Here is a 17,360-nt window from a genome sequence, read left to right as displayed (position 1 = left end):
CCGGTACGCCACCCCACCCCACGCCCCGACTCGCCCGGCGCCCCATCCGCCCACCGAACCTCACGTTTTGCTCAGATCCCGCCTCTCCCGCGCGCCTGCCTCCTAGCCTCGTCGCCTACGGGCGATCCCCCGGCCCGCGCACCGGGTCGGCCGCCCGGCGAGTGCGGCAACGGAGGTGCGATGAGCCCGAGTCGGACACCCGATACGTGGATCGCCCCGGCACGCGTCGACCCGGTGCTGCGCTCGACCGCCCTGCTCGACGAGGTCGCCGACCGCTACCCGCGCGCGGTGTCCCTGGCCGCCGGACGTCCCGTCGACCCGGCCCGCGCCGAGCCGGCCGACGGTCATCAGGAGGCGCTGGCCCATGCGTTGCGGGCGCTGCGCCGTTCGGACCGCGACGTGGTCCTGGCCGTCGCGCCCACCTACATCGGCCTCACCCGCGCCGCCCGCCTCGCCGAACTGCCGGTACTCCCCGTCGCCGACGGCCCGCGCGGCATCGACCTCGACGACCTCGCCGCCCAGGTACACGGCGCCCGCGCCGCCGGACTGCGCCCCCGAGCGCTGTACCTGGTCCCGGACTTCGCCACCCCGGCCGGAATCAGCCTGGACCTGCCCGCTCGCCACGAACTGCTCGATCTCGTGGCCGACTTGGACCTCCTGCTCCTGGAGGACGACCCCTACGGCCCGGCACCCGTATCGACCACCGCCGACCCCCACCGCCCACCGGCACTGCACACCCTCGACACCCGCCGTCGGGTCGTACACGTGGACACCTTCACCCGAAGCACCCCCACCCCACCCACCACCACCAACACCCCCGATCGAACCACCTGGGCCGCACGCGTATACCTGCACAACCCCCGCCACCTCCTCGAAGGTCTCGCCGCCCGCTTCGGCCACGGCCCACTGGCCGGCCGAGTGCACTGGCACAGCCCCGCCGGCGGCCTGTTCACCGTGCTGACCGTCCCGTTCGTGGTCGACGACGCGCTACTGGAGGTGTCCGCAAGGGAGTTCGGCGTGTTGTGGACGCCCATGGCGCACTTCTACGACCCGGGTATCGGACCCGCCCACCGACTGCGCCTGTCCGGCGGCGCCCTGGACCCGGCCCGCATCGACGCCGGCCTGGACCGCCTGGCCGCCCTGGTCGGCGACCGCTCGGGCCACCACTCCCGCCGCCCGGATCGACGCGCGTCCACCCACCTCGTCCCCTGACGCGCCCATGACCGACCCGAGCCGATACAACCAGCGATATGGTGTGCGGTGTACGGGAGTTGCCCACAGCTCGACCGGACGGGAGCACACCATGGCAGTACCCGTGGCGATGAACCACCTCGCCTACCAGACCCGGGATCTGGCCGCGACACACCGCTTCTGGACCGAGGCGGTCGGCGCCGAACTCGCGGGCGCGGTCCGCGAGGAGTCCCGGACCACGAGCAGTGGCGAGGTCACCCCGCCGTTCCTGCACGTCTTCTACGCGCTCGCGAGCGGCGAGTGCATCGCGTTCTTCGACGTGGCCAAGGAGTACGAGCCGGTCCCCGACGGCCTGGAGTGGTGGACCCGGCACGTCGCGCTCGCCGTCGACTCACCCGCCGAGGTCGACGCGTTGGCCGAGCAGATCCGCCGACACGGCGTCGAGGTGCGCGGCCCGATCGACCACGAGGGCGTCTGGTACTCCGTCTACTGCTTCGACCCCAACGGCGTACACCTCGAAATCACCCACCAGAACCGCCCGTTGACCAAGCAGGACGCCGACGAGGCCCGGTCCGCGTTCGACGGCTGGCTTGCCGACCGGGCGGCCGGCCGGGTCTGAGGCGCGAGCCCGGGACACCCCCGTGATCCCGGGCTCGACCCGGTCAGCTCTCGACGCGCGCGTAGCGCACCATGACCACACCGGCGTCGAAGGTCCGCGTATCGACCAGGCGCAGCCCGCGACGCACGTCGTCGTTCCGGAAGACCGGCTTGCCGCCGCCCAGGATCACCGGGTGCACGAAGAGCGCGTACTCGTCGATCAGGCCCAGTTCGGTGAGCGTGTTGGCCAGTCCCGCGCCGCCGCTCAGCAGGATGTCCTTGCCGGGCTCGGCCTTGAGCGCGGCGATGTCCTCGGCCACGTTCGCGCCGATCACCTCGGCGCCGTGCTCCGCCTGCTTCAGCGTGGCCGAGACCACGACCTTGCGGGTGGCCCGCCAGATCGGCGCGAACCGCAGGTCGTGCGGATGGGTGGAGATGGTCTCCACGATCGGCCAGTAGCCGGCCATCATCTCCCACACCACGCGGCCGTACAGGAACGTGTCGACACCTTCGTTGATCGTCTGCCCGAAGTCGGACAGCTCCGGACCCATCGTCGGCCAGTCGAACTCACCGTTGGGGCCCTCGATGTAACCGTCGACCGACTGGTGGACCATGTAGAGGATCTTGCGCATGAGGTGCTCCCTGGGGGGATCGGGGGATTCCGTCCGTTTCAGCTGTTCTCACGGTGAGGTCGGACCCGGCGATCCGTTCTCGACATCGACGACGAACAATCCCCGCGAAGGTTCTTCAGCCACCCTCGCCCACCCGCGCCGCGCGTATCTCCAGGTACCGGCGCTCCGGCAGGCTCGTGGTGCGGCGGGCCGCCTCGCGGTACGCCTCCCGGGCCGCCTCGCGGTCCCCGGCCAGTTCGAGCAGGTGGCCCCGTACCGCCCAAACCCGGTGCCGGCCGGCCATGCGCTCGTCCCCCGCCAGCGTGTCGAGCAGGTCCAGGCCGGCCTGCGGGCCGTGCACCATCGCCGCCGCGACGCTCTGGTTCAGGGTGACCATCGGCCCCGGCGACAGGTGGGCGAGGAGCCGGTACAGCGCGAGGATCTGCGGCCAGTCGGTGTCCTCGGCCCGCGCCGCCTCGGCGTGCACCGCGGCGATCGCGGCCTGGACCTGGTACGGCCCCGGCGGCCCCCATGTGAGCGCGTCGGTGACCAGGTCCGTGCCCTCGCGGATGGACTCGGCATGCCAGCGGGTCCGATCCTGCTCGGCGAGCGGGATCAGCGCGCCGTCGGCGCCGGTCCGCGCGGCCCGCCGCGAGTCGGTGAGCAACATCAGCGCCAGCAGCCCGGCGATCTCGCCGTCGTCCGGCCGCAGCCGGTGTATCGCCCGGGTGAGCCGGATCGCCTCGGCGGTCAGGTCGGTCCGGTGCAGGTCGGGGCCCGAACTGGCGGTGTAGCCCTCGTTGAAGATCAGGTACAGCACGTGCAGCACCGCCCGGAGCCGCTCGATCGCCTCGGGCCCGGCGGGGGTGCCGAATCGGCCGCCGGCCGCCTTGATCCGCTGCTTGGCCCGGCTGATCCGCTGCGCCATGGTGGCCTCGGGAACCAGGAAGGCGTCGGCGATCTGCGCCGTGGTCAGGCCGCCGACCGCGCGCAGCGTCAGCGCCACCTGCGAGGCCCCCGACAGCGCGGGATGGCAGCACAGGAACAGCAGGGTCAACGCGTCGTCGTGGGCGCCGGTCGGCTCCCCGTCGGGCGCGGGCGCCACGTACTCGTCGGCCGGCGCCTGGGCGGCCAGCCGCTCCTCGCGGTTGCGCCGGGCACGTTCGCTGCGCCAGTGGTCGATCAGCCGCCGATCGGCCACGGTGAGCAACCACCCGAACGGATGATCGGGCAGCCCGTCCACCGGCCACTGCACGGTCGCCGCGAGCAGCGCCTCCTGTACGGCGTCCTCACACGCGTCGAACTGGCCGTGTCGGCGGACGAGCACACCGAGGACCTGCGGGGCCAATTCCCGCAGCAGGTCCTCGGCGGGCGCGTCCAGGCTCACATCTCCGTCCCCGACTCGGACATCACCGGCCGTACCTCCATCGCCCACCGCTTGGCGTCCGGCCAGCGTGCGGCGATGTCGACGGCCCGCTCGGTGCTCTCGCACTCGACGAGGAGATATCCCGCGAAGTGCTCCTTGGCCTCCATGAACGGGCCGTCGGTGACCGCCGGCACCCCGTCCCGCGTCCGGACCGTTTTGGTCTGGGTCGGGTCGGCGAGCGCCTCGCCGCCGAGCAGTTCACCGGACGCGGTCAGCTCGGCCATGATCGTGCCGACCTCGCCGAACAGCTCGTTGCGGTCGGCCTCGGACAGCTCCTCCACGAAACCCGGGCGGTTGTAGATCAGCAGCATGAACTTCATGACTTCGCTCCTCGTGCGTGCACTGCGCCGGCCCCTGCGGGCCGCTCGTATCCGGGTCGGAGTCGCCCGACCGTTCTCGACATCCCGGCGCACAGAATGTCGGATCGACATCCCGAAGGCGATCTTGCCGCGCGAAGCCGCGCAAAGCCGCGCAGAAGTCGGACCAATCCCCCGTCGGCCGTTCACCCCGCCGCGACCTCCGCCGCCGGCACGTCCCCGGGCCGCAACATCCGCCACACCACGGCCGTGCCGACGATCGTCGCCACGCCGGACAGCGCGATCACATGCCCGGGGTCGAATACCCCGGCCAGGGCACCGGCGCCGGCCATACTCACGCCCTGGAGGGTCATCGTCCCGGTCATCGCCAGCCCCATCGCCTGCCCGGTGCCCGCCTTCGGGACCGCGGCCAGGAACCGGCGTTGCAGGCCGAGTTGGTAGGCGAAGCCCGCGTTGGAGAGCACGAACAGCGCGGCCGTCACCGCCACCGGCGGGCTCGCGGCGACGAACAGCAGCGGGATACCGAGTTGGAGCGCCAGCCACGGCACCAGCCGCTCCCGTCGGGCCGGCCGCACGAAGCGCCCCACGAGCAGATTGCCGAGCAACATCCCGGCGGCGGCCGAGCCGTACAACAGCCCCGCGTGATCGGGCGCGTACGGCACGATGACCCCCTCGGCGGCCACGGTCAGATTCGCCGGCACCCACTGCGCCAGCAGCAGTCCGCGCACGACCGGATCGCCGAGCAGTTCACGATTGACCCGCCACGTCGCCCGTATCGTGCCCTCGGGCCGAGGCGCCGGGCCGCCGTCGCCGCCCGCCTCAGCCTCTTCCCCCTGCGCCGCCGTCTCGCGCGGCAGCCCGAAGCGCACCACCACCGCCGACACCAGCGCCACGACCCCGGCGAACACCAGCGCGCCGCTCGGCCCGACCAGCGCCAGCAACACCCCGCCGACCGCGTACCCGAGCACCTGCATCGCCCCGGCCGTCACCCCGAACACCGAGCGGCCCAGCACATAGGCGTCACCGTGCAGCAGTTCGGGCAGGGTGCGCTGCCGGGCCGCTCCCGCGACCGGGCTGACCAGGCCGACGCTCGCGAGCAGCGCCAACACCGCCCATACGGGCAACACGTCGACCGCGAGCACCAGCGCCATGGCGCAGCGGATCAGGTCGTAGCCCACCATCGCCGCCCGCACCGGCAGCCGGTCGGTCAGCGAGAGCAGCAGTGCCCCGCCGAACGCCTGCGGCACGAATCCCGCCACATACGCGAGCGCGGACAGCGCCGGGGACCCGGTGCGTTCGTAGACGAGCACCGCGAGCGCGAGCATCCGCACGGTGTCGCCGATCAGCAGGAGTACGTAGGAACCGAAGAGCACCCGGAAGGCGCCCACCGCGAAGATCTCGCGGTAGGTCGCCGGTCTGACGTCGTCACCGATCATGCGGCGAGCCTGCCGAGGCGCGCCGGGCGTGGGCCAAACTTTCGGCCCAGACCGAAACCTGGGAGCCTGCGGGCGGGAGGTGTCGGGTGCTCAGGATCGAGGTCGGGCCGGCCGACGTGGCGCGCAGCAGGTTCGCGATCTCCCCGCTGGGCGAGACCGTGTTGGTGCTGCGGACGCTGGCGGGCAGTCATCAGGCCGGGCCGCTGCGGCCGTGGATCGAGCGACTGCGGCCCGCGTACGAGCGGCTGCGTCGGGAGATGCCGGCGGTCGCCGCGATGACCTCGCTGTATCGGCGTGGCGCCTACAACGCCGACTTCCTGCATCCGCCGCCGGCGGGGATACCGACCGGCATCGGGGACGAACTCGCCGCGGTACGGGCCACCCCGCTCGACCGGGCCCGGGGCGAGCTGGCGCGCAACCTGACCGGGATGCGCCCGCCGTCGGCCGCGGCGCGCGCGCTGTTCGAGGCACCCGACGTGGTCGCGCGGCTCGCGGACGCGATCGAGGCGGCGTGGACCGCGCTGCTCGCGCCGGAGTGGCCGGCGCTGCACGCGGTGTTGCAGCACGATCTGGTGCGCACCGCCGGGCGGTTGACCACCTACGGCTGGGGCGCCGCACTGAGCGACCTGTCGCCCCGGCTGCGCTGGCACGACGAGGGCACGATCGAGGTGGCCGGCCACCAGGACAACGGCACGGTCGTGCTCGGCGGCGCGGGGTTGTTGTTCGTGCCCTCGGCATTCGGCGCGAGCATCGTCTACGTGGAGCCGCCGTGGCCGTACGCCATCGTCTATCCGGCCCGCGGCGTGGCCGAACTCCTGGGCGCCCCGGCCCCCTCCGACGACGCGGCGCTGGCCGACCTGCTCGGCGGCACGCGCGCGCTGATCCTGCGCGCGTTGCACATCCCGGCCACCACCACCCAACTCGCCGCCCGGCTGAACCTACCCCTGGGCACCGTCGGCGACCACCTGGCCGTACTGCGCCGCGCCCGGCTGATCACCGGTCTGCGCGTGGGCCGCTCGGTCCGCTACCAACGCACCGCACTCGGCGAGGTGTTGACCGAGGGCCCGCCCTGAAGCACACGCGGCTCACCCCGCCACCGCGACCAATCCCGGCAGATACCCCTTCGACTGCCCCGTCGCCGTCGGGTGGTACGACTCGTCCAGGGGCACCGTCACCCCGTGCAGCCACTCGTCGGCCCCGCACACCCCATGGCCGGCGAACCGGTCCCGTACGTCCGCGAAGTCCGCGCCGGCCGCCGCCGCGCGCCCGGCCGTGGTCGCGTCCAGGATGTCGGCCGCCTCGTCCAGCACCCGCCGCTTGGCCTCGCTCAGCCCGAACAGGCAACCGCCCAATTCGAACAGGCGCGGATACCCGAGCACCACCAGCCGCGCACGCGGCGCGAGCAGCCGGATCCGCGCGTAGGTGGCGTCCAGGTCGGCCGGCAGCCGGTCGCGCGTATACGCCGTCGACGTCGCCACCGCGTCCGCGCAGTCCCGATCGGTGCCGAGCACGCACGTACGGATCGTGTCGGCGAAGCCGACGTCGTTGCCACCGACGCTGATCGTCACGAGCGTGGTGTCGGCGTTCAACACCGACGTCTGCCCGCCCAGCACCTGCGCGGTGGTCGCGCCGGAGCAGGCGGCGAACGCGAACTCGGCCGCCGGATGCGTCCGGTGCCACAGCGAGGGGTACGCGTTGGCGCTGCGCTTGCAGTCGCCGCCGCCGGGCAGATAGTCGCCCGCCCCCACCCCGGAACTGTACGAATCGCCCAGCGCCGCGTAGCTCGACGTCGGCGCGGCAGGCGCCGAATGCGCGGTGGGTGCGGCGAGCCCGGTGAGCACGAGGCCGGCGGCGGCGAGGGGGGCGGCGACACGGGCGAGCGAGGGCACGGGTGGGTCTCCTCCGGAACGTGGGCACGTCGTCGGAGGTATCGGCCGCGCGGCCGACCGACTTGACCACGATCACCCCCCGGAAGGACCCGGGCGGGTCGCCGCCCCCGCACCGGCCGCCTCCTCGACCGCAGGTCGGCGGGCGGATCCGCCCCCGGCCCGCCGACCAGTCTTGACGAACCGTCAAGCCGGCGTTCGCCCCCGCGTCGCCCGACGCCACTACACACGTATCCATGACATCAGTGGACAGAAGGACCCTCCTGCGTACCGGCTCCGTGGTCGGCGCCGGCCTGGCGATCGCCCCCGTCCTGGGTGCCGGTTCCGCCTCGGCCTCGACGTCGGACGCGCCCGCCTTCGTCGCGTCCGGCCGGCCCGCGCTGAGCCACGGCGTGCAGAGCGGCGACGTCACCGCGTCCTCCGCGATCGTGTGGGGCCGCGCCGACTCGCCCGGTCGACTGATCGTCGAGTACGGCACCCGGCCCGACCTGCGCGACGCCTGCCGGATCCGCGGACCGTGGCTGACCCCCGACGGCGACCTGACCGGCCGGGTCCGGCTGCGCGACCTGCCGGCGGGCAAGCGGATCCACTACCGGGTCCGGGTCGAGGGCGAGCGCGGAGCGGCCGGCGAGGCGATCACCGGCTCGCTGGTCACCGCGCCGCACGAGCACAGCCGCTCCGATGTGCGCTTCCTGTGGTCGGGCGACTGTGTCGGTCAGGGCTGGGGCAGCAACCCGGACCTGGGCGGGATGACCATCTTCGAGCAGATGCGCCGGCTGCGCCCGGACTTCTTCCTGCACAGCGGCGACACCGTCTACTCCGACGGCCCGCTGGTGGAGAGCGTCAAGCTGCCCGACGGCCGGATCTGGCGCAACGTGGTCACCCCGGAGAAGTCCAAGGTGGCCGAGTCGCTGACCGAGTACCGCGGCCAGTTCGCGTACAACCTGCTCGACCGCAACTACCGCGCGTTCACCGCCGAGGTCGCCCAGATCAACCAGTGGGACGACCACGAGGTGCGCAACAACTGGTACCCGGGCCAGATCCTCGACGACGCGCGCTACATCGAGAAGCGCATCGACGTGCTCGCCGCGCGGGCCAAGCAGGCGTTTCGCGAGTGGGTGCCGATCGGCGACGACCGGGTGTACCGCAAGTTGTCCTTCGGGCGGCACCTGGACGTGTTCGTCCTGGACATGCGCACGTACAAGGACCGCAACGACGACAACCGCTACGCCGACCCCAAGCGCGGCATGCTCGGCGACCGGCAGCGCGAGTGGCTGATCGAGGGTCTTTCGCGCAGTCGGGCCACATGGAAGGTGATCGCCAACGACCTGCCGCTGGGCCTGGTGGTGCCGGACGGCGCCAACGCGCAGGAGGGTGTCGCGCAGGGCGACCCGGGCAAGCCGCTGGGCCGGGAGATGGAGTTCGCCACGGTCCTGCGCACCGCGCAGCGCCGGGGTGTTCGGGGCATCGTGTTCCTGACCGCCGACGTGCACTACACGGCGGCGCACCACTACGACCCGTCGCGGGCCGCTTTCCAGGACTTCGACCCGTTCTGGGAGTTCGTCTCGGGCCCGCTGAACGCGGGCGCGTTCGGCCCCAACGCGCTGGACGGCACCTTCGGCCCGAAGGCCGAGTTCGTGCACGCCCCGCCGCGCGCGAACTTCTCGCCGCTGGAGGGTTTCCAGCACTTCGGCGAGGTCGAGATCGACGGCCCGTCGGGCAACCTGACGGTCAATCTGCGGGATGCCACATCCACCGTCCTGTGGAGCAAGACACTGCGCCCGACCCGCTGACGCACCGTCAGTCCCGTACTGACGCGCCGTCAGTTCCATTCGCTGACACACCGTCACGGGAGCCCTCGTCCGCCGACGAGGGCTCCCGTCCGGCGGGCAACTCACCCCATGCATACGGCGAAACGTCCATCACTACCCGAAAAAGCGCGACAAAGATCGTTCGCCGCTTCGATTACGCTCCGCCTCCGACCGCCCCTAAGGGGTCGAGGCACCGAGCGAAACGAGGCGCACCCATGGACATCGCACGTGAGCATCCCGACCCCACCCGCCCCGGCGCCCGTGCGGGCGCACCCGTCGGGCGAATCGTGCGCACCGTGGTCCCCGCCGTCGCCGCCTGTCTGGTGCTCGGCGCGTGCGGCGGCGGTGACGACGCGGCGGGCAAGGACGCGGACACCTCCACGGTGGCGCCCAAGTCCGGCGGCACGCTGACCGTGGCGATGGCGAGCGACATGCGCTCGATGGACCCGTTCGGCGCGCTGAGCAATTCGTACACCGACAACAGCCGACTCAACGCGGTCTACGACTCGCTGTTTTGGCACGAGGCCAAGACCGGCAAGGTGATGCCGCAGGTCGGCGAGAGCCTGACCCCGGACCCGGGCAACGCGTCCTGGACGCTCAAGCTCAAGCCGAACGTCAAGTTCTCCGACGGCACCCCGTACGACGCGGCGGCGGTCAAGTTCACCTGGGACGAGCACGCCGCGCCGGCGCGCAAGTCGTATCAGGCGGGCACGATCGCGGCGGTCAAGACGACCGAGGCGGTCGATCCCACCACCCTGAAGATCACCCTGACCGGCCCGAACGCCAACTTCGACCACATCGTGGCCTCGAACCTGTCGTTCATCGTCTCCCCCACCGCGTACCGCAAGGACCCGGCCGGTTTCGCCCGCAACCCCGTCGGCGCCGGCCCGTACACCTTCAAGGAGTGGACCACCGGCGACCACATGACCTTCGTCAAGAACCGCGGCTACTGGCAGGGCGCGGCCAAACCGTACGCCGACACCGTGGTGTTCAAGGTCATCCAGGACAGCACCCAGGGCCTGGAGACGGTCTACTCCGGCGGCGCCGACATGAAGGTCTCGGTCAACGCCGAGGACCCGGTCAAGGCCAGGCAGAAGGGCCTGGAGACCAAGATCGTCACGATCATCGGCGGCGAGTCGATCTACTTCAACAACAAGCGTGCGCCGTTCGACGACGTGCGCGCCCGGCGTGCGGTGCAACTCGCGCTCGACGCGGACGAGGTGAACAAGATCTCGTTCAGCGGCAACGGCACCCCCACGCACAGCATCTTCCCGCCGGAGAGCCCGCTCGTGGACGCGGGCACCGAGACCGTCCAGCGCACCGACCGTGCGGAGGCGCAGCGGCTGCTCGACGAGTTGGCCGCGGAGGGCAAGCCGCTCGACTTCACCTACTCCATCCCGCAGAACGCCAACGCGCAGCGGACCGCCGAATACATCATGACCTCGCTCCGCGCGCTGCGGAACATCTCGGTCAAGATCGCGCCGATGCCGATCGCCGCGTTCCAGACCGACATCGTGATCAACAAGAACTACCAGGCGGCGATGTTCAGTTACTACCTCTCCGACGCCGAACCCGGGCTGTACGTGAACCTGTACAGCACCAGCCCGAACAACTACCTGCTGTACGCGAACCCCACCGTCGACCAGAACCTGGACCGGGCCCGGACGACCAACGACCCGGCACAGCGCAAGGCCGCCTACACCGCGGTCGCCGCGCAGCTGAAGCAGGACGCGCCGCTGTGGACGTACCAGTCGTCGGTGGTCACCGCGTTCCACCGGTCGACGGTGGTGGGCATGGTGTTGAGCAACGACGGCATGGTGCTGATGGACCGGATCGGGCTCAAGGGCTGATCCGGGCCGGGGCCGGGGCCGGCGGCCGGGTGCCGATCCGGCCCGGCCTCGGCCGCCGTACCCTCGGGGTTCGGACTTGAGTCTCCACCGGGTGGAGACGGCACGGTGAGGGACATGGACGGCGCGCCCCTGTATTCGATCGGCGACCTGGCTCGACGGACCGGTCTGTCGGTCCGCACGATCCGGTTCTACGCGGACGCGGGGGTCGTGCCGCCCACCCGACGAAGTCCCGCCGGCTACCGGCTGTACAACGTCGACGCACTGGCCCGTCTCGAACTCGTGCGCACGCTGCGCGACCTCAACGTCGACCTGGCGACCATCCAACGGGTGTTGGCGCGCGAGGTCACCGTCGCCGAGGTCGCCGACGCGCACGCGCGGGCGCTGGACACGCAGATCGAGACGCTGCGGTTGCGTCGAGCCGTGCTGCGCGCGGTGGCCGGGCGGGGTTCGAGTCCCGAGGAGATGAATCTGATGCACAAACTCGCCCGACTGTCCGACGAGGAACGCCGGAAGTTGATCACCGACTTCCTCGACGCGACCTTCGCCGACCTGGACGTGGACCCGGACTTCCTGGCCCGGATGCGCTGCGGGCTGCCGAGCCTGCCGGACGATCCGACCCAGGAGCAGTTGGAGGCGTGGGTCGACCTCGGCGAACTGGTCACCGACCCCGACTTCCGCGCGTCGATCCGGCGGATGGCGGAGTACCAGGCGCGAGACCGCCCGAACGAGCTGCCCCAGGGCACGTACGAGCGGCTGTCCGAACTCACCCGGGAACGCGTCGAGGCGGCCCGCGCGGCCGGGATCGAGCCGACCTCGACCGCGGCCGAGCCGGTGGTCGCCGAGCTGATCGCCGCCTATGCGACGGCCTTCGGCCGCCCGGCCGACGCGGCCTTCGTCGCATCGCTGGTGGAGCGGATGGAGGTGGGCAACGACCCGCGCGCGGAACGCTACTGGGCCCTGCTCGGCATCATCAACGGCTGGCCCACCCGGCCCAGCGCGGCCCCGGTCTTCGCATGGTTCACGGAGGCGCTGCGCGCCCGGGCGTAGGCCCGAGCCGACGGCCGACGAGAAACGCGAAGAGGGTGGTGGGCGGATTTCCTCCGCTCACCACCCTCCGGTCTTGCGCTACCGGATCAGCCGACCAGTACGCCCTCGCGGGTGTCGCCGCCGCCCGGCTCCGGGTCGTCCTCCTCCGGGTGTTCGGCCAGTTTGCTCGGCCACCAGATCTTGCGGCCGATGTCCAGGGTCAGTGCGGTGACCAGGACCGAGCGCACGATGAAGGTGTCCAGGAGCACGCCGAGCGCGACGGTGAAGCCCATCTCGGCGAACGCGACGATCGGCAGCGTGCCGAGCACCGCGAAGGTGCTGGCCAGCACCAGGCCGGCCGAGGTGATCACGCCACCGGTCGCGGCCAGGCCGATCTGCATGCCGCGTCGGGTGCCGTGCCGCTTCGACTCCTCGTGGACCCGGCTCATCAGGAACACGTTGTAGTCGATGCCGAGCGCCACCAGGAACACGAACACGAAGAGCGGGAAGCCGACGTCCGTGCCCTTGAAGCCGAGCAGGTGCTCGAAGGTGAACACGCTGATCCCGAGGGCCGCGGCGAACGACAGCACCACGGTGGCGATCAGCACCAGCGGCGCCACCACCGCCCGCAGCAGCAGGCCGAGCACGATCAGCACCACGAGCAGGATCAGCGGAATGATCACCATGTCGTCGTGTTCGGACGCCGAGGTGATGTCCATGCGGGTCGCGGTACCGCCGCCGACCTTGGCCGCGGCGTCCGGCACCCCGTGCACCGAGTCGCGTACCCGATCGACGGTGCCGTTGGCCGCCTTCGAGTCGGGCGACGCGATCATCGTCGCCTCGATCTGGACCCGGCCGCCCACCGCACCGGTCTGGTGCACCTGGCCGGGAGCGATCCCGGGGGTGCCCTGGATGGCCTGGATCAGCGCCGCCGAGGCGGACTCCTTGCCGATCACCACGATCGGGTCGCCGGAGCCCGCGGGGAAGTAGCGCTCCGACACCTCCTGGCCGTGGATCGACTGCGGCTTGTTGGTGAAGGAGTCCTTGTTGGCGATGCCGTCGCCGTTGAGGTTGGTCAGGCCGATGGTCATCACACCGAGGATGACCGCGGTGATGATCCACACCACGCGGGGACCGCCGGAGATCTTGCGGCCGACCCGGGCCCAGACGCCCTTCTCGTCGTGCGTGATCGCGTCCGGCTCGAACTGCGGACGCACCGGCCAGAACACCCAGCGGCCGACGATCACGAGCAGTGCGGGCAGCAGCGTGGTCATCGCGATCAGGCCGACCAGGACACCGAGCGCGCAGACCGGGCCGAGGCCCTTGGTGGACTGCATCTCGGCGGCCATCAGGCACAACATGCCGACGCCGACGGTGGCGGCGCTGGCCACGATCGCCGGTCCGGCGCGGAACATCGCCGCCGCCATGGCCTCGTGCCGGTCCTCGTACCGGTGCAACTCCTCGCGATAGCGCGCGATCAGCAGCAGCGCGTAGTCGGTTCCGGCACCGAAGATCAACACGGTCAGGATGGCCGCGCTCTGCCCGTTGACGACCAGGCCGGCCTTGGTGAACAGGTACACCACGGCCTGGGCGCTGAACAGTGCCACCACCGCCGAGATCACCGGGAGCAGCCACAGGACGGGACTGCGGTAGGTGAACAGCAGGATCAGCACCACCACGCCGAGGGTGGCGTAGAGCAGTGTGCCGTCGATGCCCTCGAACGACTCGGCCTGGTCGGCGCCGAGCCCGGCGGGGCCGGTGACGTACGACTTCAGGCCCGTCGGGTTGTCCTTCAGGGCTTCCTTGAGCTGGTCGACCGCGTCACCGAGATCGTTCCAGCCACCGTCCTTGATGCTGATCGGAACCAGGATCTGGGCGGCCTTGTGGTCCTTGTCGAAGCTCGTGTCCTCGATCTTGCCGGTCACGCCCTTGGCGGTGCCGAACTTGGTGCGGTCGGCGACGATCGCGTCCTGGTCCGCCTGGGTCAGGCCCGACGAACGTTCGTAGACCACCACGGCGGGCACCGTGGTGTCGGGGCGGAAGTCCTTCTGCTCGTTGATCACCTTCGTGGACTCGGCGTCGGCGGGCAGCCACGACGAGACCTCGTTGTTCTGTGCGTCGGTCAGCTTGCTCGCCAGAGGCGCCGCCGCAACGAGCAGCACCACCCACAAGGCCAGCACGACCCACTTGGATCGGCGCCCGCACGGCAACGCCGCAAGCGCCTTGATCCGGTCCATGTATCCCCCAGCTGATGGGCTGATTCCGAACGGAAGCAGCGGTCGATCGACTTCACGGATTCAGCTCTGTGCCGGGTTCGAGAACACGCGACCAAGGCTGTCCGCAGCACCGCGCGTAGCCAACCGTGCGGTGCTGTTGTTGCTGTGTGCCATACCGAGATTCGGACCGTCCGGCGCCCCGAAACTCATCGCTTGCCGGCGGTCCGACGGCGGATTGTCCTGGACGGACTGCCCTACCGTCCACCGAATACCGCCCTGTTGGGCACAGGACGGGTTAATAGCTGGTGAACTCACCACGCGGGCGGGGCGGATCGGCGGGCGAATCGTGACGCACCGGACGGGTGGGGTCGCGATCGGTCATGCGTCGGTGGCTGCCGGCGGTTCGGCTTTCGGCCGGCGGGGCAGCGCGACCAGGCCGTCCAGGAAACGTTCCAGGACGAAGGTGAAGCGTTCGTCGATATGCGGGCCGGTGAGTTCGCGGGCCGCCGCGACCAGGTGCGGGTAGGTGTCGGCCGGGAACGCCGCGATGGTGTCGCCGATCGCGGCCACCGCCTCGCCGATAGGCAGCCCGGCGGCCACCGCCGCGCTGATCGGGCGCTGTTCGCTGAACACGAATCCGCTCACCAGCAGGCCCAGGCCGTAGGTGATGTAGGCCGCGTCCTGCCGGTCGAAGCCCGCGTCGTCCAGGATGGCGAGCTGATGCTCCATCACCGGCGCCATCCCGGGACCGGACGGGAAACGACCCATCAGGACCCGCACCGAATCCCGGTTGTCCTTGAGGAACTTCCGGAAGGCCCAGGCGAGTTCGCGCAGATCGACGCGCCAGTCGCCGTGGATCGGCGGCAGTTCGTGGGCGCCGCGCCCGAGCAGGCCGTCGGCGAGCAGGTCCAGCAACTCCTCCTTGTCCCGCACGTGCCAGTACAACGACGGTGCCCGTACTTCCAGTTCGGCCGCCACCGAGCGCATCGACAGCGCGTCGAGGCCGTCGCGTTCGAGCACGGTCAGGCCCGCCTCGACCAGCGCGTCGAGGGTCACCGCCGGCCGCTTGCGCGCGCCGTCCGGCCGTGCCCGGCCCTTGCCCGTCATACCCACTCCTCGTCGTCGACTCCGCCGGGGGCGTCGCCGCCGACCTCGTGCGGTCGAGTCTTCCTCGGAATCAGGTCGATTCCCTTCCGCATTCGGGCGTGTCGCGAACCGGCTTGGGACGTGGTTCGGACGCGGTTCGGACGCGGCTCGGATCAATTCTCTTGCGTCGGCGGGCGCAGCGATGCAATCTAACACCATTAGGGATCGACTAACACTGTTAGGGAGAATCATGTCGCACGAGTCCTCCGAGTCGGGGGCGGGGTCGATATCCGGGTCGGATCAGGCCGGCGCGCCACGCAAGGGACTGATCCTGGCCACGCTGTGTGTGGCGCTGTTCGTGGCGATGCTCGACAACGTCGTGGTCTCCAACGCGCTACCGAGCATCGACCGCGACCTCGGCGCCGGGGTCAGCGGGCTCCAGTGGGTGATGGAGGGCTACAGCCTGGTCTTCGCCGCGCTGCTGCTCACCGGCGGCACGCTGGGCGACCGGTACGGCCGGCGCCGGGTGTTCCTGATCGGCCTCGGCGTCTTCACGGCGGGATCGGTGGCGTGTGCGCTGGCCGGGTCGTTGGCGACGCTGATCGCCGGGCGCGCGGTCCAGGGGGTCGGCGGCGCGCTGTTGTTGCCGGGCAGCATGTCGATCATCCGGCACGTGTTCACCGACGATCGGGAACGCGCTCGGGCGATCGGAATCTGGTCGGGGGTCTCGGGCGCGGGGCTGGCGCTCGGACCGGCGATCGGCGGTCCACTGGTGGACGCGTTCGGGTGGGCGAGCGTGTTCTGGATCAACGTGCCGATCGGCGTGGCCGGGGTCGTGATCGGCGCCCTCGTGCTCCCGGAGTTCGCCGAACGGCGCGGTCGCCTCGACGTGCCGGGCGTGCTGCTCGGCGTACCGGCCGTCGGCGCGCTGGTGTTCGCGCTGATCGAGGGTCCCGCCGAGGGTTGGACCTCGGCCCGCGTGCTTGGCGCCGGCGCCCTGGCCGTGGTCACGCTGGTCGGCTTCGTCGTGGTCGAGCTGCGGGCCGCCCAGCCGATGCTCGATGTCGGCTTCCTGCGCGACCGGGTGATCGGGGCCGCCGTGTGGGGCGGATTCGCGGTCAGCTTCGGGATGTTCGGCGCGTTCTTCTTCCTCGGCCTCTACCTCCAGGACGTGCTCGGGTACACGCCGACCGAGGCCGGGTTCGCGTCGTTCCCGTCGACCCTGGCGATCATGGTCGCGGCGCCGATCTCCGGGCGGGTGGCGGGCCGAATCGGACCGCGTCCGCCGCTGGTGATCGGGCTGACGATGTGCGGGATCGCGCTGGGCGGGCTGTCCTTCTACGGCAAGGACGTGACGTACCTGGAGTTCTGCTGGGTGTTGCCGTTCCTGGGTGGCGGCATGGGCCTGTGCTTCACCCCGATCTCGATCGCGGTGATGTCCCGGGTCGAACCGGCCCGGGCCGGCATGGCCTCGGCGATCTCCAACACCGCGCGCGAACTGGGCGGCGTGGTCGGCATCGCCGCCCTCGGCGCGATCCTCACGGCGCGGATGTCGAATCGGCTGGGCGACCTGCTCGACCGGGCGAACGTACCGCCGGACCAGGCCCGGAAGGTGGTCGACGCGAGCACATCCGGTGGCGGCGGGGGCATCGGGCACCTGGGTACGGCGCCCCCGGTCGTGCGCGAGGCCGCCTCGACGGCGTTCATCGACGGTCTGCACCTGGCCCTGTGGACCGGGTCGGCCGTGCTGCTCGGGTCGGCGGTGGTGGTGGCGTTCCTGATGCGGGAGCGGGCGGAGGAGACGGGGACGCGGGGAGCGGCGGTGGAGCGGACGGGGGCGGCGGCCTGAGGGACGGGGCGGGGGCCGGCTTCTGGGGCGGGCCCGGGGGCGGCGGCCGGAGGGGCGG

The 17,360-nt window shown here is 71.3% G+C and carries 14 protein-coding genes; 7 read left to right on the top strand and 7 right to left on the bottom strand.

Features of this window, described 5'->3' with window-relative positions:
- Window positions 1–180: 180 nt before the first annotated feature.
- Entirely contained in the window at window positions 181–1,212 is a 1,032-nt protein-coding gene (locus ACH4XV_RS25500; protein WP_395793577.1) for an aminotransferase class I/II-fold pyridoxal phosphate-dependent enzyme, read from the top strand.
- A 91-nt stretch (window positions 1,213–1,303) separates the two neighbouring features.
- Window positions 1,304–1,810 carry a VOC family protein gene (locus tag ACH4XV_RS25495; protein WP_395793575.1) on the top strand — a complete coding sequence of 169 codons (507 nt, stop codon included), beginning with the start codon at window positions 1,304–1,306 and terminating at the stop codon, window positions 1,808–1,810.
- Window positions 1,811–1,853: 43 nt separating this feature from the next.
- Here ACH4XV_RS25495 and ACH4XV_RS25490 read toward each other — a convergent pair whose 3' ends face one another.
- From ACH4XV_RS25490 to ACH4XV_RS25475, 4 genes are all read right to left on the bottom strand, one after another.
- Complete coding sequence (locus ACH4XV_RS25490) at window positions 1,854–2,420, bottom strand: dihydrofolate reductase family protein (protein ID WP_395793573.1); 567 nt, start codon at window positions 2,418–2,420, stop codon at window positions 1,854–1,856.
- Between the two features lie 115 nt (window positions 2,421–2,535).
- A complete protein-coding gene (locus ACH4XV_RS25485) occupies window positions 2,536–3,786 on the bottom strand; it encodes an RNA polymerase sigma factor (protein WP_395793571.1) in 1,251 nt (416 codons plus the stop codon).
- The gene (locus ACH4XV_RS25480) at window positions 3,783–4,145 is read right to left on the bottom strand and encodes a YciI family protein (RefSeq protein ID WP_395793570.1); all 363 of its coding nucleotides are present in this window, start codon (window positions 4,143–4,145) and stop codon (window positions 3,783–3,785) included. The genes ACH4XV_RS25485 and ACH4XV_RS25480 overlap by 4 nt, the downstream gene beginning before the upstream one ends.
- A 182-nt stretch (window positions 4,146–4,327) precedes the next feature.
- Complete coding sequence (locus tag ACH4XV_RS25475) at window positions 4,328–5,578, bottom strand: MFS transporter (RefSeq protein WP_395793568.1); 1,251 nt, start codon at window positions 5,576–5,578, stop codon at window positions 4,328–4,330.
- Between the two features lie 86 nt (window positions 5,579–5,664).
- Here ACH4XV_RS25475 and ACH4XV_RS25470 point away from each other — a divergent pair, with 86 nt between their 5' ends.
- Window positions 5,665–6,651, top strand: coding sequence for a DUF5937 family protein (locus ACH4XV_RS25470; RefSeq protein ID WP_395793566.1), 987 nt, complete (start codon window positions 5,665–5,667; stop codon window positions 6,649–6,651).
- Between the two features lie 12 nt (window positions 6,652–6,663).
- Here ACH4XV_RS25470 and ACH4XV_RS25465 read toward each other — a convergent pair whose 3' ends face one another.
- Window positions 6,664–7,467, bottom strand: coding sequence for an SGNH/GDSL hydrolase family protein (locus ACH4XV_RS25465; RefSeq protein ID WP_395793564.1), 804 nt, complete (start codon window positions 7,465–7,467; stop codon window positions 6,664–6,666).
- 233 nt (window positions 7,468–7,700) lie between these two features.
- Between ACH4XV_RS25465 and ACH4XV_RS25460 the strand changes: the two genes are divergently transcribed.
- The 3 genes from ACH4XV_RS25460 (at window position 7,701) to ACH4XV_RS25450 (ending at window position 12,172) form a co-directional block, all read left to right on the top strand.
- The gene (locus ACH4XV_RS25460; protein ID WP_395793562.1) at window positions 7,701–9,257 is read left to right on the top strand and encodes an alkaline phosphatase D family protein; all 1,557 of its coding nucleotides are present in this window, start codon (window positions 7,701–7,703) and stop codon (window positions 9,255–9,257) included.
- A 233-nt stretch (window positions 9,258–9,490) separates the two neighbouring features.
- A complete protein-coding gene (locus ACH4XV_RS25455; RefSeq protein WP_395793560.1) occupies window positions 9,491–11,125 on the top strand; it encodes an ABC transporter substrate-binding protein in 1,635 nt (544 codons plus the stop codon).
- 114 nt (window positions 11,126–11,239) lie between these two features.
- Window positions 11,240–12,172: a MerR family transcriptional regulator gene (locus tag ACH4XV_RS25450; RefSeq protein ID WP_395793558.1), complete on the top strand. Its 933-nt coding sequence runs from the start codon at window positions 11,240–11,242 to the stop codon at window positions 12,170–12,172.
- An 86-nt stretch (window positions 12,173–12,258) separates the two neighbouring features.
- On the opposite strand, the gene ACH4XV_RS25445 is transcribed toward ACH4XV_RS25450, so the two are convergent.
- Together ACH4XV_RS25445 and ACH4XV_RS25440 are read right to left on the bottom strand one after the other, a co-directional pair.
- Window positions 12,259–14,388 (bottom strand): MMPL family transporter, encoded by a 2,130-nt coding sequence (locus ACH4XV_RS25445; protein WP_395793556.1) that lies wholly within the window; start codon window positions 14,386–14,388, stop codon window positions 12,259–12,261.
- A gap of 357 nt (window positions 14,389–14,745) precedes the next feature.
- Window positions 14,746–15,474 (bottom strand): TetR/AcrR family transcriptional regulator C-terminal domain-containing protein, encoded by a 729-nt coding sequence (locus tag ACH4XV_RS25440; RefSeq protein ID WP_395793554.1) that lies wholly within the window; start codon window positions 15,472–15,474, stop codon window positions 14,746–14,748.
- 229 nt (window positions 15,475–15,703) lie between these two features.
- On the opposite strand from ACH4XV_RS25440, the gene ACH4XV_RS25435 reads away from it, so the two are divergent.
- On the top strand, window positions 15,704–17,302 hold the full coding sequence (locus ACH4XV_RS25435) for an MFS transporter (RefSeq protein ID WP_395793552.1): 1,599 nt from the start codon (window positions 15,704–15,706) through the stop codon (window positions 17,300–17,302).
- Window positions 17,303–17,360: the final 58 nt, after the last annotated feature.

The organism is Embleya sp. NPDC020630 (assembly GCF_044334985.1).
GTDB lineage: Bacteria > Actinomycetota > Actinomycetes > Streptomycetales > Streptomycetaceae > Embleya.
Note: the sequence above shows the minus strand (reverse complement) of the source record. Positions and strands in the feature narration are given on the sequence as shown.